This window comes from Actinokineospora lacus, from assembly GCF_053813445.1.
Genome location: NZ_JBQERA010000003.1, coordinates 613,066 through 635,818 on the forward strand (window position 1 = coordinate 613,066; position 22,753 = coordinate 635,818).

The window sequence follows — 22,753 nt, forward strand, 5'->3', positions numbered from 1 at the left end:
GGTGCTCGACAGGCCGCTGAGGTTGTCGGTCAACGCGCTGGCGCGGGTGGTCAGGGCGGAGGGGTTGGGGCAGCTCCACGTGACGATCGCGCCCGCGGCGCTGTGGTTCCCCCGGGATGAGGAGGCGCGGGCGGACGCGGCGGCGCGGGAGGAGCTGGCGCAGGCCGGGGGTCTCGACCGACGCGGGCGGGTGGACGCCGACATCGCGGCCGCCCTGGGGATGCTGTGCGCTCCGCGCGCGGAGTTCTACGGGTGGGTCAGCCACGCCGCGAAGACGATCGGGGTGCTGGTCGCGGTCACCGGGCGCAACGCGGTGCTGGTGGTGCGCGACGAGGGCGTGGTGACGATCGTGCGGGCGGACCCGGACGCACCCGCCGACGCGCTGGTCGCCCAGACGCCGGATGTGCTGCCGGGGCGCGGGCGGGCGATCACGGTGCTGACCGAGGACATCCGCGGCTGCGTGGACGGCAGACAGCGCACCGCCGCGGGCGTCGGGACACGGCAGGCGCCACCTGATGTCCTTGCCGTGCAACGGATCTCGGAACTACCGACCACCGGCGGCGGCCAGCTCTACGCCGCCGTCCGGGACAACGCGGGCCGCAGGCACCCCGTCGCCCAGCCGGTCCGCTACGCCGACACGGTCCACGGCCGCTGGCTCAACCTCACCCTCCCCGGCGACCGCGTCCTGGTCGCCCCAGCCGACCGCCAGGCCCTCTCCGCGCGCGTCCACGACCTCCACCGCGCCCTCAGCCGTCCGTGAACTCGGCCAGGCAGGCGCGGCAGACGGCCAGGTCGTGGCGGTTGGCGATGTCGGTCACCTCGGCGGCGAGGATGCTCCCGCACACCGCCAGGGCGTCGTTCTCCCGCGCGTGGACAACGTTGTCTTGCAAAGGGCTGAACCACCACTCGATGTCTTCCATGAGGCTGGCCACGCAAATCGCGCAGGCTTCCCAGTTCCACCACAGCCTGCGAAGGTCGGCCGCGTCCAGGCAGGGTGCGCCGCAATTGGCGTAATAGGTGATTCCATACTCGTGCTGGAAGTTACGAGTAATGTCGCTTACCCAATGCTTTCGCTGCCTGAAAACTCCTGCCATCCAGCCGATTTCTGACATGTAGTTTTCTCCCCTCAGATAGGTGTGGCCCGCACCGGCTGGAGGCGGGAGCCGGTGCGGGCCAATGACGTCCGCCGCGCACGCGTATTTCGGGGAAGAGCGGCGCTTACGCGGACATGGAACAGGTGGGGATGGTGTTAACGCTACAACGAATTGCTACCTGTACCGCCACTACACGATGGAGTGATCACCCTTCCCTTTCCGTCCGCCCCCAGGAAGCCTCGACACTGGACACCAATCCCAGGAGGCAGGAATGTCCTTCGACGACCCGGTTGTCGCCCAGATCCAGCTCGGGCTGCTGCTGCGTTCCCTGCGCACCGCGTGCGACGTCTCGACGCTCGCCGCGGGCAAGGCCATCGGCACCTCCAACGCGACGATCAGCCGCGTCGAGACCGGCAAGCAGGGCATCAGGCCCACCGACCTGATCAACCTGCTCGACTTCTACGAGGCGGGCGAGTCCACCGTCGCCGAGGCGCTGCGCCTGTCCTCAGCCCGCACGACGGGCACCCGCAGGCGCGGCAGCCGCGACGGCGGGCCGTACTGGTTCCGCCGCTACCTCGCCATGGAGGACGAGGCCACCCACCTCTCGGTCTACGAGAACGAGGTCGTCACCGACCTGCTCCAGACCGACGCCTACGCCCGCGTGCTGGCGCAGGCGGGCACGCCGGTCGCGGGCCGCGCCGAGATCGACCGGCAGGTCGGGCAGCGGATGAGCCGCAGGCGCGTCCTCACCCGGTGCGACCGGGCGCCCGCGCACCTGGACGTCATCATGCTGGAGTCGGTGCTGCACCGGGTGATCGGCGACGACGAGACCATGGCGGGACAGCTCCGCGCGCTGCTGGAGTTCTCGCGGCTGCCCAACGTCGAGCTGCGGGTCCTGCCCTTCCGCCCCGCCCCCACGCCGAACAACGACGAGTCCTTCGTCGTCCGCTCGACGTTCACCCTGCTGCGGCTTCCCGAGCAGGGAACCCGGCTCTACCGCGAGGACCTCACCGGCGCGGTGTACCCCGAGGACCTCGCGGTCATCGAGCAGCACTCCCATGCCTTCCAACGGCTCCGCGCCGCCGCGGCCGACCAGGAGGCGGCCCGGGTCATGATCGGCACTGTCCTCAAAGAATACGAGTGACGCGTCCGTTGGTCGCGATTCGGACAACACGCGGACAGATCTGACCGCCGTCCCCTACCGTGTCGGCTGATTCAGCCAACCAGGTAGGGGGTCGCAGTGGACGCGCTCGTCGTCGTCCTGGTGATCGTGGTCGCGATCGCCGTCGGCGCACTGGTCGCGGGCGTGGTGCTGCGCAAGCGCGCCAGGCCCGCGGCACCCACCCCTGAGGACCCGTTCGCCGACAGCGACCACCACGCGGTCTACGGCGACCCGCGCTCCCTCAAGGCGGGCGACCTGGTCGACCTGCGCGGCGTCTCCTACGTCGTGCGCGGCAGCCTGCGCTGTGACGAGGGCGGCTGGACCTGGTCGGAGCACCTGCTGGAGACCGCCGCCGAGGACCGCGTCTGGCTCTCCGTCGAGGAGGACCCGGACCTGGTCCTCGTCGCCTGGACCGAGACCGACAGCGACCTCTCCCCCGGCCCGAAGACCCTCGCCCACGGCGGCGTCCAGTACCGCTCGGACGAGAAGGGCTCGGCCGCCTACCGCTCCGAGGCCACCACCGGCCTGAAGGACGGCACCGTGCGCTACCACGACTACGAGGGCCCGGGAGGCGAGCTGCTGTCCTTCGAGTCCTATGGCGACGCGGGCTGGGAAGCCTCGACCGGTGACCGGCTCTCCGCCTACGACGTCAAGATCTACCCGGTGGCGGCCACGTGAAAACCCAGCCCAAGACCTGGTTCTGGATCGCCGGGGTCTTCACCCTGATCGCCGGGATCATCGCCGTGGTCATGGTCGCCCGCGGCACCTCGGTGCGCGACCACGTCGCCGACACCTACAGCCGGGCGTCGAACCTCGACCAGGACGAGGAGACGGCCTACACCAGCAGCGCCCTGCCCAGCGTGGTCACCGCGGGGATCGTGGGCGCGTGGAAGCCGGTCGCCCAGTACGCCGACGCCAGCGGGGTGTACCTGCGCTACAACGACGACATGGTGCTGGTGCGCCCGCACAACGGCGGCAGCGTGATCCGCGTCGACGACGTCGACCGCGCCTACCGCAGGCACCACTCCCACGTGGGCGGCCAATGGGGCTGGACGTCGGGGCATGGCGAGTCCTTCCGCGGCCGGGGACCGGGGGCGGGCAAGTGAAGGGCTGGGTCGTCGGCATCGCCATCACCGCGGCGTTCGTCTGGCTGATGGGGCTGGACTCGGGCTGGTGGGAGTCCTCCGACAACGACACCACCGTCCCGGCGCTGTCCAGTCAGGACAGCGCCGACCTGGTCGCCCGCCTCGCCGAGGCCGAGGAGGCGCACGGGATCTGCTACGGCTGGGAGCTGCGCAACGATCAGCTGTCCAGCGACGCGGAGGTCGTGAGCAGCGGGTCCAGCCGCGGCGTCGGTGTCCCGGCCGACACCTGCGCCAAGCACATGACCCTCCAGGCCGCGGTGAGCTACACCGACTCGCTCAGCGAGTCGGAGGACTCCGCGACGATCACCGTGGCCAGCTCCCGCGACCTGACCACGCACCAGCCGTACAGCAGCGACCTGGACCGCATGGGGGTCACCACGGTCGCCGTCCTGGAGGACCCGGCCGCGGCGACCGGGCTGGGCGCGCTGGCGCTGCCACTGCTGATGGTGGAGAGCGGCGCGGCCGAGCCGCTGCCGCTGAGCCCGGCGCCCGCCGACGCCGCGCCGATCTCCCGGCCCGGCTCGGACTTCATCAGCACCAACCGAGGTGCGCTGACCGCCCTGGGCATCCTGGGCGGGATCGCGCTGCTGTGCCTCATCGTCGGCCTGATCATCCGCGGCAAAGAAGCGAGGACGCGACCGTGACCGACCTGCTCGACGGACTGCTGGGCACGCTGGCCTACGGCGGCGCGGGACTGGTGCTGATGGCCCTGGGCTACGTGCTGGTCGACGTGGCCACCCCGGGCAGGCTGGCCGACCTGATCTGGGTCGAGCGCAACCGCAACGCCGCGATCCTGCTGTGCTCCGGCCTGCTGGGCATCGGCGTCATCCTGACCACGGCCATCCTCACCAGCGACGACAGCCTGGGCACCGGCCTGGCCAACACCGCGGTGTACGGGCTGCTCGGCCTGGCGCTGATGGCGCTGTCGTTCGTGGTGGTCGACGTGCTCACCCCCGGCAAGCTCGGCGAGGTCATCTGCGCCGAGGAGCACCACCCCGGGGTGTGGGTGTCGGCGACGGCGCACCTGGTCGTCAGCGTGGTCATCGCCGCCGCGATCACATGAGCGCTCGCCCGGCCCGGATCGCGCTGCTGGCGACGGTGTTCGTCTGCGCCGCGTGCGGGCTGGTGTACGAGCTGGCGCTGGTCGCGCTGGGCAGCTACCTGATCGGGGACACGGTCGGGCAGGCGTCGATCGTGCTGTCGCTGATGGTGTTCGCCATGGGGATCGGCGCGCTGCTGGCCAAGCCGCTGCAGCGCCGGGCCGCGGTGGCGTTCGCCATGGTGGAGCTGGTCCTGGCGCTGCTGGGCGGGCTGAGCGTGCTGCTGCTCTACGCGGCGTTCGCGTGGCTGAGCCTGTACACGCCCGCCCTGATCGCGATGGCGCTGGTCCTGGGCGTGCTGATCGGGGCGGAGATCCCGCTGCTGATGGAGCTGTTGCAGCGGATCAGGGCGCAGGCGGCGGGCTCGGCGGTGGCCGACCTGTTCGCCGCGGACTACGTGGGGGCGCTGCTGGGCGGGCTGGCGTTCCCGTTCGTGCTGCTGCCGGTGTTCGGGCAGATCGAGGGCGCGCTGGTGGTGGGGATCGTCAACGCGGTGGCGGGCCTGGGGCTGGTGCTCACGGTGTTCCGGCGGGACATCGGGCGGCGGGGGCGCGTGGTGCTGATCGGCGCGGCCGTCCTGGTCGGCGGGGTGCTGGGCGGGGCGTACGTGCTGGCGGAGGACTTCGAGGTCAGCGCCCGGCAGGCGCTGTACGCCGACCCGGTGGTGCACGCCGAGCGCACCCCGTACCAGGACATCGTGATCACCGAGTCGGTCGCGCTGTCGGGGAACCGCGACGTCCGGCTGTTCCTCAACGGGGACCTGCAGTTCAGCTCCGTGGACGAGTACCGCTACCACGAGGCCCTGGTGCACCCGGCGATGGCCGGGAAGCACGACTCGGTGCTGATCCTCGGCGGCGGGGACGGCCTGGCGCTGCGGGAAGTGCTGCGCCACCCGGACGTCTCGCGGGTGACCCTGGTGGAGCTGGACCCGGCCGTGATCACCCTCGCGCGCACCGATCCCCGGCTGGTCGCGGCGAACGCGGGCGCGTTCGACGACCCGCGGGTGAGCGTGCGGACCGAGGACGCCTTCACCTGGCTGCGCGGGCTCACCGAGCGGTTCGACGTGGTCCTGGTCGACATGCCCGACCCGGACTCCACGGCCACGGCGAAGCTCTACTCCGTGGAGTTCTACGGCCTCGTCGCGCAGGCCATGGCCCCGGGCGCCCGGATCGCCGTGCAGGCGGGCTCGCCGTTCTTCGCCCCGCACGCCTACTGGTGCGTGGCGACGACCCTGCGCGAGGCGGGCGTGGAGTCCGTGCCGTACCAGGTGAGCGTGCCCGCCTTCGGCGAGTGGGGCTTCCACCTGGGCGCGCTCGGCGGCCCCCCGCCCCTGCGGCTGCCGGCCCTGCCGCTGCGGTCCCTGGACGAGCCGACTCTGGCCGCGGCGGCGGTGTTCCCGCCGGACCGCCGCAGCCCCGCCGACGTCCGAGCGTCCACTTTGATCGACCCGGTGATCCTGCGCTACTCGCGCCAGGAGTGGACGAATTACTAGACGCGGCCCGCGACCCGACGCCTCCGGGCGGCCTCGGCCAAGACGACGCCCGCGGCGACGGAGGCGTTGAGGGACTCCACGTTCGGCGACATCGGGATGGAGATGGTGGCGTCGCAGGCCTCGCGGACCAGGCGGGACAGGCCGCGGCCCTCGGAGCCGACCACGACGACCAACGGCGAGGTGGCCAGGGAGAAGTCGTCGAAGGGCATGGTGCCGTCGGCGTCCAGGCCGACGACCATCAGGCCCTCCGCGGCGTACGCGCGCAGCTGGCGGGTCAGGTTGGTGGCCACCGCGACCGGCATCTTGGCGGCCGTGCCCGCGCTGGTGCGCCAGGCGACCGCCGTCATCCCGGCACTGCGCCGCTGGGGCAGCAGGACGCCGTTGGCGCCGAAGGCCGCGGCCGAGCGGATCACCGCGCCGAGGTTGCGGGGGTCGGTGACGCCGTCGAGCGCCACGATCAGCGCGGGCTCGTCGGTGTCGGCCGCCGCCGCCAGCAGGTCGTCCGGGTGGGCGTACTCGTACGGGGGCACCTGCAGGCCGATGCCCTGGTGCAGGGCGCCGCTGGTCAGGCGGTCCAGCTCGGCGCGGGAGACCTCCAGCACCGAGATGCCGCGGTCGGCGGCCATGTGCACCGACTCCTTGACGCGGTCGTCGGCGTCGATGCCGATGGCCACGTACAGGGCCGTGGCGGGCACGCCCGCGCGCAGGCACTCGGTGACCGGGTTGCGGCCCGCAACCAGCTCGTTGGGCTGCTTGTCGCGGGACTTGCCCTGGTCGCGCCTGCCTGCCACGGTCGCGCGCTTGTAGGCGACGTGACCGGGCCGGTTCTCGGCCTTGGGCGTCGGGCCCTTGCCCTGCAGCGCCCGCCTGCTCTGGCCGCCGGAGCCGACGACCATGCCCTTCTTGGAGCCCGTCTTGCGCGTCGCGCCCTGGCGCTTGGAATTGCCTGCCACGTCTACTCGTCCTTCAAAGTCCACATCGGACCGTCGGGGGTGTCCTCGACGGCGACGCCCGCGGCCAGCAACCGGTCGCGGATGGCGTCGGCCAGGGCGAAGTCGCGATTGGACCGCGCCTGCTGGCGTTCGGTGAGCATGCCGCCCACCAGGTCGGACAGGGCCCGCCGCGAGCCGCTGTCCTTTGTAGAGACCCAGGCCGGGTCCAGCGGGTCGAGGCCGAGCACGCCCATCATCGAGCGCACGGCAGCCGCCGCGGCGCGGGCCACGTCGTCGTGCCCGGCGTCCAGCGCGGTGTTGCCCGCGCGGACGGTGTTGTGCACCTCCGAGAGCGCCCGGGGCGTCGACAGGTCGTCGTCCATGGCGACCGCGAAGGCGGGCGGGAGGTCGCCGGGGGACACCGTGCCGGTGCGGGAGGTCACCTTGCCCAGGAACGACTCCACCCGCTGGTAGGCCCGCTCCGACTCGGCCAGCGCGGTCTCGCTGTACTCGATGTTGGAGCGGTAGTGCGGGCCGACCAGGTAGTAGCGCAGCTCCTGTGGCCGCACCCGGCGCGTCATCTCCGGGATCGAGACCGTGTTGCCCAGCGACTTGGCCATCTTCTCGCCGCTCATCGTCACCCAGGCGTTGTGCATCCAGTACCGGGAGAAGCCGTCCCCCGCGGCGCGGGACTGGGCCTGCTCGTTCTCGTGGTGCGGGAAGATCAGGTCGATCCCGCCGCCGTGGATGTCGAACTCCGCGCCGAGGTAGGCCGCGGCCATCGCCGAGCACTCCAGGTGCCAGCCGGGGCGGCCGGCGCCCCACGGGGTCGGCCAGGACGGCTCGCCGGGCTTGGCGGCCTTCCACAGGGTGAAGTCGCGGGGGTCGCGCTTGCCGCTGACGGTCTCCTCGCCCTGCTGCACCTCGTCCGGCTTCTGCCCGGACAGCTCCCCGTACGCCGGGTACGAGGACACCGAGAAGTACACGTCGCCCCCGGCGGCGTACGCGCTGCCCGCCTCGATCAGCCGGGCCATCAGCTCGACCATCTGCGTCACGTGCCCGGTCGCCCTCGGCTCGACCGACGCGGGCAGGCAGCCCAGCAGCCCGTACGCCTCCTGGAACGCCCGCTCGTGGGTCGCGGCCCACTCCCACCACGGCCTGCCCGCGGCCGCGGCCTTGGTCAGGATCTTGTCGTCGATGTCGGTGACGTTGCGGACCAGCGTGACGTCGAGCCCGCCGTGGGCCAGCCAGCGGCGCAGCACGTCGAAGTTCAGCCCGCCGCGCATGTGGCCGATGTGCGGCACGCCCTGCACCGTGGCGCCGCAGTAGTAGATCGACGCCTTCCCCGGCTCACGGGGGATGAACTCCCGCGTCGTACGAGTCGCGGTGTCGTGCAGGAACAGGGACACGTCAGATCTCCTGGAGTGGAGGTGCATTTCTCGCGCACCCGAAATGGTACGGCTCCCGCCGCCCGGGAGTTCTCAGGCCGCGACGCCGAACGCGGTCAGCGCGCTGACCAGCGAGTCCGGCCGCTCGCTCGTGGCCACGGGCGCGACCCGCGCGAACCGACAGCCCAGCGCGGCGGCGGCCCCGTCGGCCTCGGCGCTGTCGCCGACCATCAGCGTCTCCCCTGGTGCCACGCCGATGCGCTCGCAGGCGATCGCGAAGATCTTCGGGTCGGGCTTGACCACGCCCTCGACGTAGGACAGGACGTAGGCGTCGACCAGGTCGCCGAGGCCGTGGAGGTCGAAGATGGGGCGGATGTCCCAGGCGATGTTGCTGAGCACGCCCACGGGCAGCCCGGCGGCGCGCACGGTCTCCAGGGCGCGGCGGGTGTCGGGGTAGGGCAGCCAGGACCGCGGGTCGAGCATCGAGTCGTAGAGCCGCTCGGCCACCCCGGGCACGACGTCCATCCCGGCCGCCCGGAAGGCCGCCTCGTAGACGCTGCGGTGCACGGCGGGGTCGAGGTCGCGGCGGTCCCAGTCGGGCCTGAGGTCGTCGGGCAGGTGCCTCGACGGGCCGAGGGTCAGCTGAATCATGATCTCGGCCTGGGCGTGCCCGTCCAGGGGCTCGCCGTCGGGACCGCTCAGCCCGCTCAGCCACGCGACGTCGGGCTCCAGCCGGAACAGGGTGCTGGAGTAATCGAACAGGACGCCGCGGATGGCCACGTCCCCACGGTATCGGCTGACGCTCGACGGTCGACCTTCGGCATGAGCTGTGCCACAAGGTCGTGTTGCAGGTGGCGCGGCTACGCCGTGCCCCACCTGCAACACGACCTAGACGAGATCGATGAGCAAAGCGGTGGCGACGGCGGCGATGCCCTCACCGCGGCCGGTGAGGCCGAGACCGTCGGTGGTGGTGCCGGAGACCGACACCGGGCCGCCGATCGCGGCCGAGAGGACGTCCTGGGCCTCGGCCCGACGCTTGCCGATCTTGGGTTCGTTGCCGATGATCTGCACGGCGGCGTTGCCGACGCGCAGCCCGGCCGCGGTGAGCAGGCGACGCACCTCGGCGAGCAGGTCGACGCCGTGCGCGCCCGCCCAGCGCGGGTCGCCGGTGCCGAAGACCGCGCCCAGGTCGCCGAGGCCCGCCGCGGACAGCAGCGCGTCGCACAGGGCGTGCGCGGCGACGTCGCCGTCGGAGTGGCCCGCGCAGCCGTCGACCCCGTCCCAGCGCAGCCCGGCGATCCAGCACTCCCGGCCCGCCTCGACCGGGTGGACGTCGGTGCCTATGCCGACCCTCACAGTCCCTCCATCAGCACCGCTTCGGCGACCGCGAGGTCGTGCGGGGTTGTGACCTTCATCGCGTGCGGGTGCCCGGCGACTGTGGCGACCGGCACACCCAGCTTCTCCACCAAGCCCGCGTCGTCGGTGGCCGCGGCTGGGTCGGCGTACGCGCGCAGCAGGGTGGCCACGTCGAAGCCCTGCGGGGTCTGGACCACGCGCAGCGCGGCGCGGTCCGGGGTGTCCAGGACGATGCCGTCGAGGTCGACGCGCTTGACGGTGTCGGCCATCGGCAGCACGGGGACCACCGCGGGCGCGCCCGCCGCGACGGCGTCGACCACCCGGGCCACCACCTCCGGCGGGGTGAACGCCCGCGCGGCGTCGTGCACCAAGACGATCCGGAGGTCGGGGAACGTGGCGACGGCGTGGCGCAGGGCCAGCCCCACGGACGCGGTCCGGTCGGCGCCACCGGCCACGACGTCGACGGGCAGGCCCGCCAAGGCGGCAGCGGCGGCGTCCACCTGGTCGGCGGGGGCCGCGACGACGACATGCCGCACGCGGCCCGCGCTGAGCAGACCGCGTACGGCATGGACGAGCAGCGGAACACCGCGCACCGGCACGAATGCCTTGGGCATCCCGAAGCCGAGGCGTTCGCCGCGCCCGGCCGCCGGGACGAGCGCTACGGCGGTCACGTGTTGGGTTGTTCTTCTCATCAGGCCACGGGGGCCAGGGTCAAACGGTCGCCGCTGTCAGGACCTCGTCGAGCAGGACCTCGGCCTTGTCCTCATCGGTGCCTTCGGCCAGGGCCAACTCGCTGACCAGGATCTGCCGCGCCTTGGCCAGCATCCGCTTCTCGCCCGCGGAAAGCCCGCGGTCCTTCTCCCGCCGCCAGAGGTCGCGCACCACTTCGGCCACCTTGTTCACGTCACCGGACGCGAGCTTCTCCAGGTTGGCCTTGTACCGACGCGACCAGTTGGTCGGCTCCTCGGTGTGGGGCGCGCGCAGCACGTCGAAGACGCGGTTGAGGCCCTCCTGGCCCACCACGTCCCGCACGCCCACGATCTCGGCGTTGTCTGCGGGGACGCGGACCGTGAGGTCGCCCTGCGCGACTTTGAGGACGAGGTACTTCTTTTCCTCGCCCTTGATCACGCGGGTCTCGATCGCTTCGATGAGTGCGGCACCGTGGTGCGGGTAGACGACGGTCTCTCCGACCTTGAAAACCATGTGTCCTCTGCCCCTTTCGCTGACCCCATGTTAACACGAGTCGCACTACCGAACAGCTCAACCCTGATTCGGTCTTCGCAGGTCAACGGCCTCATACGGGAACTGCCGGGGGTTGACAACGGCCCGGGGAGCGTGCTCACGATCGGGGAAAATCTCCACATTGGACGTGATCCACGTCGTTCTTTCGCCACCACGCGGGGGCGCGATCGGTTGCGCGGGCTACCCTTCTGCCTGGATTGGCCGCACCAGACGCAGGAGCCCACTCGTGAGCCGTGGACAGCAGAACTCGACCGGTCGGCTGCGCCGCGCCAGCGCGGCGCTGGGCCTGGCCGCGATCATGGCCTCCGCGGCCTGCAGCGCGGGCCAGGTCACCCAGACCGCCGCGCACCGGCCCGCGGTCAACGGCACGATGGCCGAGGCGGGCGCCATCGCCCTGCGCGACGCCAAGCTCGCCTACCCGCACGAGGGCCACTTCTCCGCCGGTGACGACGCCCCGGTGATCGCGGCCCTGATCAACACCGGGACCGAGGCCGACACGCTGGTCTCGGCGAGCAGCCCCGTCGCCGAGGCGGTCGAGCTGACCGGCGACACGGCCCTGCCCGGGGGCGTCTCCCTGATGGCGGGCACGCCCGGCGAGGACGTCCAGGCGCCGACCACCACCTCCGCCGCCGCCACCTCCGCGGCGACGACGACCACCTCGGCCCCCGCTGCCACCACCTCCGCGGCGGTCGAGCTGGGCAAGCTGGACATCGTGCTGACCGGGCTGAAGGAGGACCTGTACCCCGGCAAGGTCTACCCCGTGACGTTCGTCTTCGCCAAGGCCGGGTCGATCACCGTCAACCTGCCCATCGCGGCGCCGTCGGAGGCCCGCGTCGGCGAGGAGCACGGCGGTTCGGACCACTGAGCGTCGGTGGGTGTTTGTAGCGTTGCGGCGTGAAGACCAGCTTCCGCTGTGACGAGTGCGGCGCCACCGCCGTCAAGTGGGCGGGGCGCTGCCCGGAGTGCCAGGCGTGGAACACGCTGCGCGAGGCCGCTCCCGTCCGGGCGGGGCGGGTCGCGGCCGGGGCGCCGAGCGCGCCCGCGCGGCGCATCGACCAGGTCGACATCGAGTCCGCGCGGGCCCTCGGCACCGGCGTCAGCGAGCTGGACCGGGTGCTCGGCGGCGGACTCGTGCCGGGCGCGGTGGTGCTGCTGGCCGGTGAGCCCGGCGTGGGCAAGTCGACGCTGCTGCTGGAGGTCGCCTACCAGTGGGGCTCGGGGCCGACGCTGTACGTGACGGGTGAGGAGTCGGCCGGGCAGGTCCGGCTGCGGGCCGAGCGGACCGGCAACGTCAACCCGACGATGTTCCTGGCGGCGGAGAGCGACGTGTCCGCGGTGCTGGGGCACGTGGACGACATCAAGCCCGGGCTGCTGGTCGTGGACTCGGTGCAGACGCTGTCCTCGCCTGATGTCGACAGCGCGCCGGGCGGGGTCACCCAGGTCCGCGCGGTGACGGCGGCGCTGGTGGCGCTGGCCAAGGAGCGGTCGCTGCCGGTGGTGCTGGTGGGGCACGTGACCAAGGACGGCTCCATCGCGGGTCCGCGCGTGCTGGAGCACCTGGTCGACGTGGTGCTGCTGTTCGAGGGGGACCGGCATTCGAGCCTGCGGATGCTGCGCGGGGTGAAGAACCGGTTCGGGCCCGCCGACGAGGTCGGGTGCTTCGAGCTGGTGGACCGCGGGATCGTCGGGGTGCCCGACCCGTCGGGGATGTTCCTGAACCGCCGCGACACCGGTGTCCCGGGTACGGCGGTGACGGTCGCGGTGGAGGGCAAGCGGCCGATGCTGGGCGAGGTGCAGGCGCTGGTGGCCAGCTCGCCGCTGAACACCCCGCGGCGGGCGGTCAGCGGGCTGGACTCGGCGCGGGTGGCGATGGTGCTGGCCGTGCTGGAGCGCCGGGGTGGGGTCCGGCTGGGGGATCGGGACGTGTTCGCGGCGACCGTGGGCGGGATGAAGATCGCCGAGCCCGCCGCGGACCTGGCGATCGCGCTGGCGGTGGCCACGGCGGCCAAGGACGTGGCGCTGCCCCCGGACCTGGTGGTGCTGGGCGAGGTCGGGCTGGCGGGCGAGGTGCGGCGGGTCAGCGGCGTGCGGGTGCGGCTCGCCGAGGCGATGCGGCTGGGTTTCACGAAGGCGCTGATCCCGCCGGACTGCGGGGACGTGCCGGAGGGGATGCAGGTGCGGATCGTGCGCGACCTGGGCTCGGCGATGAACAACCTGCAGGTGCTGCGGTAGTAGCGCGCCCCGTGTGTCGGACTAATGCCCGATAGCGGACGGCTAGAGTTCTGCCGAGTCCGTAGGGGGGATGATGTCGTTCGCGAGCCCGCTGTTCCTGTGGTTCTTCACGCCACTGGTGCTGCTGGCCGTGCTCGCCTGCCCCCGGCACTGGCGCAACGGGATCGTCGCCGCCGCGAGTCTGGTCTTCTACACCGTCGGCGCCGGGCCGAGCACCCTGCTGCTGCTGACGTGCATGGTGGTCAACTTCCTGGCCGGGCCGTACCTGGAGCCCGACGAGTGGGACATCACCCGGCACCGGCGGCGGATGCTGCTCTACGCCGTGGTCGCCTTCGACGTGCTGGTGCTGGTGGTGTGGAAGTACGCGGGATTCGCCACCGAGCAGATCGCCGGTTTCATGCGGCTTTTCGGCGGCGATTTCCCGGTGGTGGAGCTGTTGCTGCCCATCGGGATCTCGTTCTACACGTTCCACCACATTTCCTACGTGGTCGACATCTACCGCGGCGAACGGCCCGCACTGCGCAAACCGGTCGCGTTTGTCACCTATATCGCGATGTTCCCGCAGTTGGTGGCCGGACCGATCGTGCGGTACCGGGAGATCGCCGACCAGCTGCCGCAGTCGCGCACCCACCGGCTGGACGACATCGCGGCCGGGTTCCCGAGGTTCGCGCTGGGACTGTGCAAGAAGGTCATCATCGCCGACTCGCTGAGCCCGGTGGTCGAGCAGTGTTTCGCCACGCCGTCGGGGGAGATGACCTTCGCGATCGCCTGGCTGGGCGCGGTCGCGTACACCCTGCAGCTGTACTTCGACTTCTCCGGCTACTCCGACATGGCCATCGGCCTGGGGCGGATGCTGGGGTTCCGGCTGCCGGAGAACTTCGCCCGCCCGTATTCCTCGGTGACCGTCACGGAGTTCTGGCGGCGATGGCACATGTCCCTGTCCCGGTGGTTCCGGGATTACGTCTACATTCCGCTAGGCGGCAACCGGGCAGGCGCCGGCCGCACGTACCGCAATCTGTTCGTGGTCTTCGTCCTCACCGGTTTGTGGCACGGCGCCAACTGGACGTTCTTGGTGTGGGGCCTTTTCCACGGCGCACTGTTGATTATGGAGCGAGGTTTCGGCTGGGAACAGCCCCCCGATTCCCAGCGAGCCCGAATCGGCCGCCGCGTCCTGACGCTGGTCTTGGTGACAGTGGGCTGGGTCTTCTTCCGAGCGTCCGACATGGGCCAGGCGCTGGTCATGATCGGCCACATGCTCCTGCCCGACTTCTCCGGCCTGACCGCCGAGGTGGACACGGCCTTGGGCAACCAGGCCCTGGTAACGCTGCTGCTGGCACTGGCGGTCGTCTTCCTCCCCGCCTCCCCCGTCACCGGCCCCATGCTGGAGTCCTCCCGCACCCCCACAGCCACCGCCCTCCGCGTCGCCGTGATGGTCCCCGGAATGCTCTGGGCGGCGATCTTGGTAGCCACGGGCACCTTCAGCCCCTTCCTCTACTACCAGTTCTGAGGCCCGCCCTTCCCCAACCTCGACACGCCGTGCGGAAACCGCCCCTGAACTGCACGAACGTTGCTCGACGTTTGCCAACACCTTTCAGCCGCTCCCGACCTCTCACGGCCTGGAGACGGCCTGATCTTGGTCCCGCCAGCCCCGGCCACCACTCCGCGGCTCATACCGCCCCCAACCCCACAGTGCGATCCGCGCCAACGTTTCGAGCACCGCGCTCAACGCATGGCGCGGATCGTGCTGTGGGCTCCCAGGGGTCCAGGGGCAGGGTGCCCCTGGTACCCGCCAACCGGCCACGTCCTGCCGTGCAACCGGACATAGTCACCTCGGCGCTCCAAGCGACAGGAGTGCACCGTCAAGGTGGAGCTGCCTTCCGTCGCTCCGCGCCACCACAGATGCCCCTCGATGCCGCACACCCGTCGCTAGACGATCTCGGCGACCCGGGAAGCCCTCGAACCAGCTCGTAGCCGTGGCTGTGCCGCCTGCGCGGCGCGGTGCGCTTGGACCGGCTCCGCCGGGGCCTGCCGCGCGCCAGCGCGGGCGGGAGCGAAGCGGGAGCCCGCGCCTTGGCGCGATGGATAGGCGCAGCGCTGCCAACGGGACAGGCCAACTCGCACCGCGCCGCGCAGGCGGCGCGGCCTTGATCCCATAGAGCGAAGTTCAGCAATATTCATGCAATGAGAACGAGCAAGAAAACATGCAGTACATATGATGACGGTCCCTTAGGGCTTCGGTTCTCGCAGGGTCGTTCACTCGACCAAGACCCGGCCGTCGTGTGACCGCACCCGGACTTCCGTCCCCATCGCATCCAGTAATCTCACGTGGAACGCCTGCTCCATTAACTCCTCGGCCTCACTTAGCCCCACCCAACGAACCTGCTGAGCTTCGGTAGTTTCGCGCGCTATACCGGAACGGGCAGCACAGCGGAAGACCAAAGCTATGACACCGCGTCGCATATTCTTGTACACGCCAGTCAGGCGCTCGACGTGGACATCCAGCCTCGTCTCTTCGAGCACTTCTCGACGAACTCCCTCTTCGGGAGTTTCGTGCATCTCCAGAACACCTCCGGGCGGCTCCCAATGACCGTTGTCCCGTCGTTGAATCAACAGCACCCTCATTGCATCATCGACGACTACGCCTGCAACACTGACCGAATGCTTCGGTGTCGACATTCCTTGGTCTCTCGCTAAACCTTCGCCACTACTGAGGGGTGCCGCATCGGGTGGCCACCGTGGCGATGGTGCTCCATTCATAGAGGTGTCCGTCGCGACCAAGGCTGATCAGGTCAATCCCCTTGATATCAAGGGTGACGCGAGTCGGTCGAACGGACTCCAACGCTGCGATTACTGGTGCGGACGACTGTTCAATGTTCGGGTAGGCAAGGCTCACATGAGGCATGAACTCTTTATCAGACTCCGGCGTTTTACTCCTGCCCCAGACGTCGGCAATTCCTGCTTGAATCTCTGATCGAACCCCTTGCAATGCACTCTTTGGACGTACGGGGAGAACCACCGATTCTTCATTGACGACAGGTGTGCCGAATGAAACTCGCGCGGCCGGGAGATGCCCCACCCTCGATCGCACCGCTTCTACAATACTTGCGAGATCGTCCGCACTGACCTCGTCCACGAACCCCACGCCTTGAGTTGTGAGATGCAGCCATTGCTTCGGGATAAGATCAAGCCCCGGGACCGCACGTATCACTTCTTGATACGAATGGACAAGCGCATGTAGTTCACTATCCCGTGCGAAGGTCACATGCCAGGTATAGAACCGACGTCCCACTCGCCAGCCGGGACGCCACCACCAGTGATCGCGAATCGTTGTCGCGTGCATGTTCACCCGGTCAATGATCCAGGATCGACTGGTGAGAGGCGACTCAGACTTCGCTGGGGGCGGGGGTGTCTTCGGCGTGTTGTTCGATCTCGTAGTCGTCGATGACGACGACTCGGTCGGCGGGCCAGACGGATTCGCTGATTTCCATGACGTCGCCGTTGGTGTCGCGGGCGCAGTGGACGACGTGGAGGACGGCCGCGCCGGTGGGCAGCTCCAGGTTGGCGGCTTCCTCGGCGCTGGGCATGCGGGCGGTCCACTGGTCGTGTGCGTGGGCGTATCGGCGGCCGGTGAGTTCTTCGACGCAGAGGAAGAGGGCCTTGGGGACGACCGTGGGCTTCTCCAGGTATGTGCCTGCCGCGATGTTCAGCGGTAGGTAGCTGGCTCCAAGCTCCTCGGGGCGGCCGGTTTCCTTGTCGAGGAGGTGGCGGCGGCGGATGACGACCTCGGTGTTCGGTTCGACGCCCATGACCTCGGCGATGTGCGCGGGCACGGGGCCTCGGCCCGCGAACACGATGTCGTGGCGCAGGTGGTGGGTGAGGAGTTTCTGGTGGCCTCGGGCTCCGCCGTAGCGACCACGGGACCGACGCTGCAAGCGTCGCTGCTCCTTGACGAACGTGCCGACGCCGTGGACGGACTCGATCAGACCTTCGGCCCTCAGGACTGCCAGGGCTTGGCGGATCGTCGGTAGCGACACGCGGAAGCGCTCGGTCAGTGCCGTCTCCGCGGGCAGTCGCTCGCCCGGTGCCAGCACACCTTCTCGGACATCGGACCTCAACGCGTCGGCGATCCGGTGGTACTTGGGCGCGCGCTCGTTGGCCACTCTCCGTCCTCCTCTCCTCTTGATCACTGATCCTGCCCTATCCATGTCCCCTCCTCTCGTCGGCGGGGACGCACACCCACGGTAGTCCTCATGAGGACTTGACGACAGCATGAGACCGCCATACTGTGACGAGAGTCCTCATGAGGACTTAAGGACCTACGGCCCGGAGAGGGTCTTGGACGAGAGGCGCAGAAGTGGCGATCAGCAAGGGGCACCGGTTCCCCGTCAACTTTGAGGACGCGTTCCCGAACGGCCTGGTCATGACGGGTGTGGTGATGCCGGACAACGAGTATCAGACGCGGGAGGAGAGGGCGGCGGGTCGGCCGGTGCGGCAGCGGGTGGACGAGTCCACGGCGCTGCGGCAGTGGAAGGCGATCGTGATGGACCTCGGGGAGACCAACGCGAAGCGGGCATCGTTCGAGGTGACGTTTCTGGCGGAGGTTCAGCCGGTGCCCACGACGGTGGAGGCCATCCCCGGAATGCGGCCGGTGGAGCTGGAGGGGCTGACGGCTGAGCCGCGTGTCGCGGGGAACGGGGAGTTCAAGTATCTGTCCTATGTGTACCGGGCTTCCGGGTTCCGGGCGGCTGCTTCGGCGGCACCGTCCTCGCCTTCGTCGTCGCGGCGGGGTGGGGAGAAGGGTGACGGTGGCTCGGAGAAGGTCGCGGCGTAGCCGTGGCGGGAGATGAGCAAGGTCTGACGGCCGAGGCTGGGCCGGAGCTGGAGGGGGCGGTGGCGCGGCGGTTGCTGTGCTTTGAGCTGGTTCGGCTGTTGGCTGCGCGGTCGGTGACTCATGGGCAGGTGGGTGAGTGGCTGGGCACGACTCGTGCCTCGGTCACTCAGGCGATTGCTGGGAAGAACCTGTTGAGCGTTCCTGCTCTGGAGGTGCTGCTCAGGCGCCTCTCGGCGGTGGAGGCGTTGCCTCGGTTGCTGCACCTGCGCAGATTGGCGCACCGGTCCTCATCTCGCCCGACACTGTCCGGGCCTGAGTTGGTGGTCGGGTTGGAGGCGTACGCGTCGCGGGTGGAGTTGTACGACGTGGCACGGTTCGGCGGGCTCATCACCACCGACCGCTGGCACATCCTCGACGGTGGCGACGCGCCCGAGTTGTTGTGGCTGGTGGAGGAACACCTCACCCGACGCCCGCAGCCTGCCGCTGTTCGCGCACTGGTGCGACACGTCTTGAGCTTGCCGAACGTGACCGTTCAGGTGGTCCCCTGCGGCCTGGACCCAGCACTGGCGCTCTCAGGCGGGTTCGAGATCGTCCACGGCCCGGCGGGGGTGGTCGTGTGCGAGGAAACCCGGAATACCCATCACTACCACGACACCGACACGGCGATCACTGACTACCAAGCGGTGTTCGCCGCTCTGCGGTCGGCGGCGTTCGCGCCGGATCGGTCACGGGCCTTGTTGGCCTGACACGTAATCCACATCGCAAGTAAGCAAACAACCATGTTAGGCGGATTAGATGTTCAGCAATGTCTCCCTCGGCTTGTGGGCCGAGATCAGCGACACGTGCCCGATGCGGTTCAACACCAACGATGAGTCGGGTGCTGTGTTGATCATGGGTGGTGACCGGGACAGCTTCGAGGTGCACTTCACTTTGCCCGCGCTGCAACGCTTCCTCGACCTGGCGCAGGAAGCGCTGACCCAGGCCAAGGCGGAACGGGTGGAGCAGGGCGCGGAGTAGGCGCACAGCCGACAACCGAATAGCGCTGGTGGGGCAGGGACACGTGGGCATTGAGGGGCGCTCGCGTGTTCCTGCCGCGCCCGAAAAGGCTTGGAAACAAAGGGAAGTTGTAGGTGGGAGCGGCCAGAATGGTTGGTCGCCGTTGGCCGCTCCCGCTTGCCCGAATCGGAAGCGAATCAGACATGGCAAGCGTAAGTCACGACCGGGGGCGCTCCGCAAGGGGCACCACCCGGACAGGAAACCGCTGCGCCGAATGCAAGCGGTTCGCCCGACTCCTGCCGGGTGACACCAAGTGCGCCCAGTGCTCAGGAGCGCTGGGGTTAGAGTTCGGCACGATCACCGCTCCCACCGACGCCACGGTCCGGGGTGGTTGGTGATGGGCGGGGTGAAGGGCAGTCGGTGGGTTGACCCGGCACCACTGGAGGTGGCTCGTCCGCGGCTTCCCTGGTGGACATTGCTGCCCTGGAAGGCAAAGCTGCTGCTGTCTCCCATCGCCGCCCTGTGGGTACTGGCCTGGGCGCTGGGGAAGCTCGTGCGGATGGCCTGGTACTACCCGGTGTCAGTGGTGCTGGGTGTGGTCCTGGCCCTCGGCGGAGTATGGCTGCACCGGCTCGGTGGGTGGTGGCTGCTCGGCGGCCTGGCCCTCGTGCTCGTGCTGGGTGGGCTGGTGTGGTGGCACCGGGACACCCTCGGGTTCCTGGCACGGGTGCGGTGGGTGCGCACGGAGCTGCGACGGGCGCTGGTGTACTCGGCGCAGTGGCGCACGGTCACCCGGCTGGCGGGGCTGTGCGGTGAGGCCAAGGGCCGGGAGTACCGACCCAAGCTCAAGCGCACCCGCTCGGAATGGTGGCGCGACCGGGTACAGGTCCGGATGATCCCCGGCCAAGCTCCGGAGCAATGGGAGCTACGGGCTTCGGGGTTGGCGCACTCGTTCCGGGCTCGATCCTGCCGCGTCCGCACGGTCAAGCCGGGAACGATCGAACTCGACTTCGTCCACGCCGACCCACTGGCCCGCCCGCTGCCGGTTCCCGAACTGGCGGAGCCGGACGCGTCGATGGACTTGAAGCGAGTCCAGATCGGGCGCACCGAGACCGGCAAGCCGTGGACGCTGAAGCTGCTCGGTGGACAGTTCCTCGCCGTAGGCGTGCAAGGCGCAGGGAAGGCGTCGGTCCTGTGGGCGGTGCTGCGGGCACTCGCTCCCGCCCTGCGCTCGGGCCTGGTCCAGGTCTACGGGATCGACCCCAAGGGCGGTATGGAGCTGGGACAGGCTCCGGAGCTGTTCCACGGCGGCCCCGTCTACAGCAACGGCGCGGCGGCGGTCGAGCTGCTCGAATCACTCGCCGAGGAGACACGGGCTCGGGCGGCGCGGTTCCGGGGCATCCTGCGGGGTTGGACACCGGCCAGTGGGGAGCCGTTCCTGCTCCTGGTGCTCGATGAACTCGCCGACATCATCGCCTACCAGCCTGACCGCAAGCTCAAGGAACGCGCGGCGGCGGCACTGCAGACGATCACCTCTCAGGGGCGCGCGCCGGGGGTCGCCGTGCTGGGGCTGGTCCAGGACCCGCGTAAGGAGATCGTGCCCTTCCGCAACCTGTTCACGACCCGCATCGCGCTGCGGCTGGATGAGGCGACGCAGGTCGACATGGTCCTGGGTGACGGTGTGCGGGCTCGGGGCGGCAACGCACACGAGATCCCGGAGAGCACGCCCGGCGTGGCCTGGGTAAAGGAGGACGGCAAACGCGATCCGGTGCGGGCGCGGGCTTTCCATGTGACTGATACGAACATCATCGAGCTTGTCCACTACGTCACTGGTGGTTCGGCGACCGTCTATGCCTTCCCGGACACCGCTACGGCCGATGGTGGTGAGGCTGCATGAGCGCGCCTGTCAAGGTTCGTCCTCCGTTGGCTGCTGATGTGGTGACGGCGACCGCTGAGCAGTGGGGTGTCTGTGTCCGTCCTTTCACGATGGAGGTTGGGGACACCTCTACCGGTGAGCTGCGGTATGTGGGTGTGCCGTGTGGGTCGACGGTGGAGAGCGTGTGTGGGCCGTGTGCGCGGAAGGCTCGGGCGCTGCGGATGACCCAGTGCCGTGAGGGGTGGCACCTGGCAGCGGAACCGGTCGATGTGCGTCGTGAGCCCTCCGAGAAGTAGCGGGCGTTCTTGGAGCTGCGGGCTGATCTCGTGGCGGCCTATCGGCGCGCTGACGCGGCCGGGGAGGTTGAGGCGGACGAACTCCGTGAGGACATCCGTGCGGTGGATGCGGAGCTGCACGCCTCGGGGGTCACGGGCAGGTTGCCCAACCCGGATGGGCCGGGGCCGAAGGTGGCTCCCAAGCGGTCGACCAGGCGGCGGCAGAACGGGCCGAACCTGCCTCGGCGGCGGGTGGAGAAGCGCACGGTGGGCCGCGAGTACGCCGGGGGTTATCGGCCGTCGATGTTCGTCACGCTCACCTGTGACACCTACGGCCCGGTCCTCGGTGACGGCACGCCCCGGGACTTCGCCACCTATGACTACCGGCGGGCGGCTCGGGACGCGGTGCACTTCGCCTCGCTGGTGGACCGGTGGTGGCAGAACCTTCGCCGCGTCGTCGGGTGGGACGTGCAGTACTTCGCCACGGTGGAGCCGCAGAAGCGTGCCGCGCCGCACCTGCACACCGCGATCCGCGGTTCGATCTCGCATGAGGTGATTCGGCAGGTCACCGCGGCTACCTACCTTCAGGTGTGGTGGCCTGTCCATGACCAGCTCGTCTACGGCGGCGAGCACCTGCCGGTGTGGGATGGGGAGCGGTTCGTAGACCCGGACACCCGGCGCCCCCTGACCGCGTGGGTGGACGCGCTCGACGACGTCGAGGAACCGGCGCACGTGGCCACCTTCGGGGCGCAGGTGCACTCCAAGGGCATCCTCGGCGGGACGGAGGAGGCCGGGCGGCACATCGGGTACCTGACCAAGTACCTCACGAAATCCACCGGGGAGGTCGTCACCGCGACCACCGACCGGCAGCGGGAGCATCACGAGCGGTTGCACGCGGAACTGGCGGTCACGCCGTGTTCGCCTCGGTGCGCGGTGTGGCTGCTCTACGGGGTGCAGCCGCTGGGGGTGACCTCGAAGACCACGCCGGGGAGCTGCAAGGGCCGCGCGCATCGGCGCTCGACGTTGGGCCTGCCTGGGCGGCGGGTGTTGGTGTCGCGGAAGTGGTCGGGCAAGACCGTCGCCGAGCACCAGGCGGACCGGCGGGAGTTCGTGCTGTCGATGCTCGAAGGTGTGGGCATCAGGCCGCCTGAGCGGAATGCGTCGAATTTGGTCTGGCGCAGGCTCGCGCCCGGGGACGGCAATGTTCCGCCTCGGGTGCATCTGCTCATGCACGCGATATCCGAGCGCGTTCGGTGGCGGGCGGAATACGACAGCGCGCTACTCGCGGCCGGGGTGACCGGCTCAAATCTTTCAGCAACTCGCGCAATAGCGGCCTGACCCGGGGGGACGACCGTGAGGGAATTGACGCAAACGCTGTGGACGGTGGATGAGGTCGCGGCCTATCTGCGGGTTCCAGTAACGACCGTCTATCAATGGCGCACGCGGGGCTATGGGCCTGTCGGGCGGCGAGTGGGGCGCCACCTGCGGTACCGGGCCGAGGACGTGGCCCGGTGGGTTGACGGGCTGGCCGAGGGGAGGGCGGCCTGATGGGCCACGTCCAAGATCGCTGGTACCGGGACAAAATTGAGCCGGGGACCGGTCGGCCGGTGCTCAACCAGCGGGGCAAGCCAA

The 22,753-nt window shown here is 69.8% G+C and carries 25 protein-coding genes and 1 pseudogene; 16 read left to right on the plus strand and 10 right to left on the minus strand.

Annotated elements, in window-relative coordinates; all coding sequences use genetic code 11:
- The first annotated feature begins 1 nt into the window (after position 1).
- Complete coding sequence (locus tag ACTG9Q_RS10985; RefSeq protein ID WP_455572562.1) at positions 2-760, plus strand: ESX secretion-associated protein EspG; 759 nt, start codon at positions 2-4, stop codon at positions 758-760.
- Here the strand turns inward: ACTG9Q_RS10985 and ACTG9Q_RS10990 are convergent.
- Complete coding sequence (locus ACTG9Q_RS10990; protein ID WP_455572563.1) at positions 747-1,112, minus strand: hypothetical protein; 366 nt, start codon at positions 1,110-1,112, stop codon at positions 747-749. The genes ACTG9Q_RS10985 and ACTG9Q_RS10990 overlap by 14 nt on opposite strands.
- A gap of 253 nt (positions 1,113-1,365) precedes the next feature.
- Between ACTG9Q_RS10990 and ACTG9Q_RS10995 the strand changes: the two genes are divergently transcribed.
- From ACTG9Q_RS10995 to ACTG9Q_RS11020, 6 genes are all read left to right on the plus strand, one after another.
- Positions 1,366-2,238 carry a helix-turn-helix domain-containing protein gene (locus ACTG9Q_RS10995; protein ID WP_455572564.1) on the plus strand — a complete coding sequence of 291 codons (873 nt, stop codon included), beginning with the start codon at positions 1,366-1,368 and terminating at the stop codon, positions 2,236-2,238.
- A 96-nt stretch (positions 2,239-2,334) separates the two neighbouring features.
- A complete protein-coding gene (locus ACTG9Q_RS11000) occupies positions 2,335-2,934 on the plus strand; it encodes a DUF4178 domain-containing protein (protein WP_455572565.1) in 600 nt (199 codons plus the stop codon).
- Positions 2,931-3,362, plus strand: a complete 432-nt coding sequence (locus ACTG9Q_RS11005; RefSeq protein WP_455572566.1) for a DUF4247 domain-containing protein — start codon at positions 2,931-2,933, stop codon at positions 3,360-3,362. The genes ACTG9Q_RS11000 and ACTG9Q_RS11005 overlap by 4 nt, the downstream gene beginning before the upstream one ends.
- The gene (locus ACTG9Q_RS11010) at positions 3,359-4,045 is read left to right on the plus strand and encodes a hypothetical protein (RefSeq protein WP_455572567.1); all 687 of its coding nucleotides are present in this window, start codon (positions 3,359-3,361) and stop codon (positions 4,043-4,045) included. The genes ACTG9Q_RS11005 and ACTG9Q_RS11010 overlap by 4 nt, the downstream gene beginning before the upstream one ends.
- On the plus strand, positions 4,042-4,464 hold the full coding sequence (locus tag ACTG9Q_RS11015; RefSeq protein ID WP_455572568.1) for a DUF350 domain-containing protein: 423 nt from the start codon (positions 4,042-4,044) through the stop codon (positions 4,462-4,464). Before ACTG9Q_RS11010 ends, ACTG9Q_RS11015 begins: the two co-directional genes overlap by 4 nt.
- Entirely contained in the window at positions 4,461-5,993 is a 1,533-nt protein-coding gene (locus ACTG9Q_RS11020) for a polyamine aminopropyltransferase (RefSeq protein WP_455572569.1), read from the plus strand. The genes ACTG9Q_RS11015 and ACTG9Q_RS11020 overlap by 4 nt, the downstream gene beginning before the upstream one ends.
- Here the strand turns inward: ACTG9Q_RS11020 and rlmB are convergent.
- The 6 genes from rlmB to ACTG9Q_RS11050 form a co-directional block, all read right to left on the minus strand.
- Positions 5,990-6,946 carry a 23S rRNA (guanosine(2251)-2'-O)-methyltransferase RlmB gene (gene rlmB / locus ACTG9Q_RS11025; protein WP_455572570.1) on the minus strand — a complete coding sequence of 319 codons (957 nt, stop codon included), beginning with the start codon at positions 6,944-6,946 and terminating at the stop codon, positions 5,990-5,992. The two genes, ACTG9Q_RS11020 and rlmB, sit on opposite strands and share 4 nt — an antisense overlap.
- Before the next feature lie 2 nt (positions 6,947-6,948).
- Complete coding sequence (gene cysS / locus ACTG9Q_RS11030) at positions 6,949-8,334, minus strand: cysteine--tRNA ligase (RefSeq protein WP_455572571.1); 1,386 nt, start codon at positions 8,332-8,334, stop codon at positions 6,949-6,951.
- A gap of 72 nt (positions 8,335-8,406) precedes the next feature.
- Positions 8,407-9,093 carry an HAD family hydrolase gene (locus ACTG9Q_RS11035; RefSeq protein WP_455572572.1) on the minus strand — a complete coding sequence of 229 codons (687 nt, stop codon included), beginning with the start codon at positions 9,091-9,093 and terminating at the stop codon, positions 8,407-8,409.
- Between the two features lie 108 nt (positions 9,094-9,201).
- Entirely contained in the window at positions 9,202-9,669 is a 468-nt protein-coding gene (ispF, locus tag ACTG9Q_RS11040) for a 2-C-methyl-D-erythritol 2,4-cyclodiphosphate synthase (RefSeq protein ID WP_455572573.1), read from the minus strand.
- A complete protein-coding gene (ispD, locus tag ACTG9Q_RS11045; RefSeq protein ID WP_455572574.1) occupies positions 9,666-10,340 on the minus strand; it encodes a 2-C-methyl-D-erythritol 4-phosphate cytidylyltransferase in 675 nt (224 codons plus the stop codon). The genes ispF and ispD overlap by 4 nt, the downstream gene beginning before the upstream one ends.
- A gap of 40 nt (positions 10,341-10,380) precedes the next feature.
- Positions 10,381-10,872 carry a CarD family transcriptional regulator gene (locus tag ACTG9Q_RS11050; protein ID WP_378245282.1) on the minus strand — a complete coding sequence of 164 codons (492 nt, stop codon included), beginning with the start codon at positions 10,870-10,872 and terminating at the stop codon, positions 10,381-10,383.
- A 265-nt stretch (positions 10,873-11,137) separates the two neighbouring features.
- On the opposite strand from ACTG9Q_RS11050, the gene ACTG9Q_RS11055 reads away from it, so the two are divergent.
- From ACTG9Q_RS11055 to ACTG9Q_RS11065, 3 genes are all read left to right on the plus strand, one after another.
- Entirely contained in the window at positions 11,138-11,776 is a 639-nt protein-coding gene (locus tag ACTG9Q_RS11055) for a hypothetical protein (RefSeq protein ID WP_455572575.1), read from the plus strand.
- A gap of 29 nt (positions 11,777-11,805) precedes the next feature.
- Complete coding sequence (radA, locus tag ACTG9Q_RS11060) at positions 11,806-13,143, plus strand: DNA repair protein RadA (RefSeq protein WP_455572576.1); 1,338 nt, start codon at positions 11,806-11,808, stop codon at positions 13,141-13,143.
- Positions 13,144-13,216: 73 nt separating this feature from the next.
- The gene (locus ACTG9Q_RS11065) at positions 13,217-14,650 is read left to right on the plus strand and encodes an MBOAT family O-acyltransferase (RefSeq protein ID WP_455572577.1); all 1,434 of its coding nucleotides are present in this window, start codon (positions 13,217-13,219) and stop codon (positions 14,648-14,650) included.
- Positions 14,651-15,396: 746 nt separating this feature from the next.
- Here the strand turns inward: ACTG9Q_RS11065 and ACTG9Q_RS11070 are convergent.
- From ACTG9Q_RS11070 to ACTG9Q_RS11080, 3 genes are read right to left on the minus strand one after another with little or no spacing between them, the layout of a single operon-like run.
- Positions 15,397-15,819: an NUDIX hydrolase gene (locus tag ACTG9Q_RS11070; RefSeq protein WP_455572578.1), complete on the minus strand. Its 423-nt coding sequence runs from the start codon at positions 15,817-15,819 to the stop codon at positions 15,397-15,399.
- Positions 15,820-15,847: 28 nt separating this feature from the next.
- Positions 15,848-16,483: a 2'-5' RNA ligase family protein gene (locus ACTG9Q_RS11075; protein WP_455572735.1), complete on the minus strand. Its 636-nt coding sequence runs from the start codon at positions 16,481-16,483 to the stop codon at positions 15,848-15,850.
- A gap of 43 nt (positions 16,484-16,526) precedes the next feature.
- Positions 16,527-17,303: a GntR family transcriptional regulator gene (locus ACTG9Q_RS11080; RefSeq protein WP_455572579.1), complete on the minus strand. Its 777-nt coding sequence runs from the start codon at positions 17,301-17,303 to the stop codon at positions 16,527-16,529.
- A gap of 194 nt (positions 17,304-17,497) precedes the next feature.
- Here ACTG9Q_RS11080 and ACTG9Q_RS11085 point away from each other — a divergent pair, with 194 nt between their 5' ends.
- The 6 genes and pseudogenes from ACTG9Q_RS11085 (at position 17,498) to ACTG9Q_RS11110 (ending at position 22,669) form a co-directional block, all read left to right on the plus strand.
- A complete protein-coding gene (locus ACTG9Q_RS11085; protein WP_455572580.1) occupies positions 17,498-17,974 on the plus strand; it encodes a hypothetical protein in 477 nt (158 codons plus the stop codon).
- Positions 17,975-17,976: 2 nt separating this feature from the next.
- Positions 17,977-18,720: a Scr1 family TA system antitoxin-like transcriptional regulator gene (locus ACTG9Q_RS11090; RefSeq protein WP_455572581.1), complete on the plus strand. Its 744-nt coding sequence runs from the start codon at positions 17,977-17,979 to the stop codon at positions 18,718-18,720.
- A 49-nt stretch (positions 18,721-18,769) separates the two neighbouring features.
- Positions 18,770-18,991, plus strand: coding sequence for a hypothetical protein (locus ACTG9Q_RS11095; protein WP_455572582.1), 222 nt, complete (start codon positions 18,770-18,772; stop codon positions 18,989-18,991).
- A 454-nt stretch (positions 18,992-19,445) separates the two neighbouring features.
- Positions 19,446-20,867 (plus strand): FtsK/SpoIIIE domain-containing protein, encoded by a 1,422-nt coding sequence (locus ACTG9Q_RS11100; RefSeq protein WP_455572583.1) that lies wholly within the window; start codon positions 19,446-19,448, stop codon positions 20,865-20,867.
- Positions 20,864-22,459, plus strand: a pseudogene (locus tag ACTG9Q_RS11105) (replication initiator). Before ACTG9Q_RS11100 ends, ACTG9Q_RS11105 begins: the two are co-directional and overlap by 4 nt.
- A 45-nt stretch (positions 22,460-22,504) precedes the next feature.
- The gene (locus ACTG9Q_RS11110; RefSeq protein ID WP_455572736.1) at positions 22,505-22,669 is read left to right on the plus strand and encodes a helix-turn-helix transcriptional regulator; all 165 of its coding nucleotides are present in this window, start codon (positions 22,505-22,507) and stop codon (positions 22,667-22,669) included.
- The last annotated feature ends 84 nt before the right edge of the window (positions 22,670-22,753 follow it).

What these genes read in the sequence shown, in the direction of transcription:
- ACTG9Q_RS11020 (WP_455572569.1), top strand. Translation starts at nt 4,461, where the DNA reads ATGAGCGCTCGCCCGGCCCGGATCGCGCTGCTGGCGACGGTGTTCGTC.
- ACTG9Q_RS10995 (WP_455572564.1), top strand. Translation starts at nt 1,366, where the DNA reads ATGTCCTTCGACGACCCGGTTGTCGCCCAGATCCAGCTCGGGCTGCTG.
- ACTG9Q_RS11075 (WP_455572735.1), bottom strand. Translation starts at nt 16,483, where the DNA reads ATGCACGCGACAACGATTCGCGATCACTGGTGGTGGCGTCCCGGCTGG.
- ACTG9Q_RS11095 (WP_455572582.1), top strand. Translation starts at nt 18,770, where the DNA reads ATGTTCAGCAATGTCTCCCTCGGCTTGTGGGCCGAGATCAGCGACACG.
- ACTG9Q_RS11050 (WP_378245282.1), bottom strand. Translation starts at nt 10,872, where the DNA reads ATGGTTTTCAAGGTCGGAGAGACCGTCGTCTACCCGCACCACGGTGCC.
- ACTG9Q_RS11065 (WP_455572577.1), top strand. Translation starts at nt 13,217, where the DNA reads ATGTCGTTCGCGAGCCCGCTGTTCCTGTGGTTCTTCACGCCACTGGTG.
- ACTG9Q_RS11070 (WP_455572578.1), bottom strand. Translation starts at nt 15,819, where the DNA reads ATGTCGACACCGAAGCATTCGGTCAGTGTTGCAGGCGTAGTCGTCGAT.
- ACTG9Q_RS10990 (WP_455572563.1), bottom strand. Translation starts at nt 1,112, where the DNA reads ATGTCAGAAATCGGCTGGATGGCAGGAGTTTTCAGGCAGCGAAAGCAT.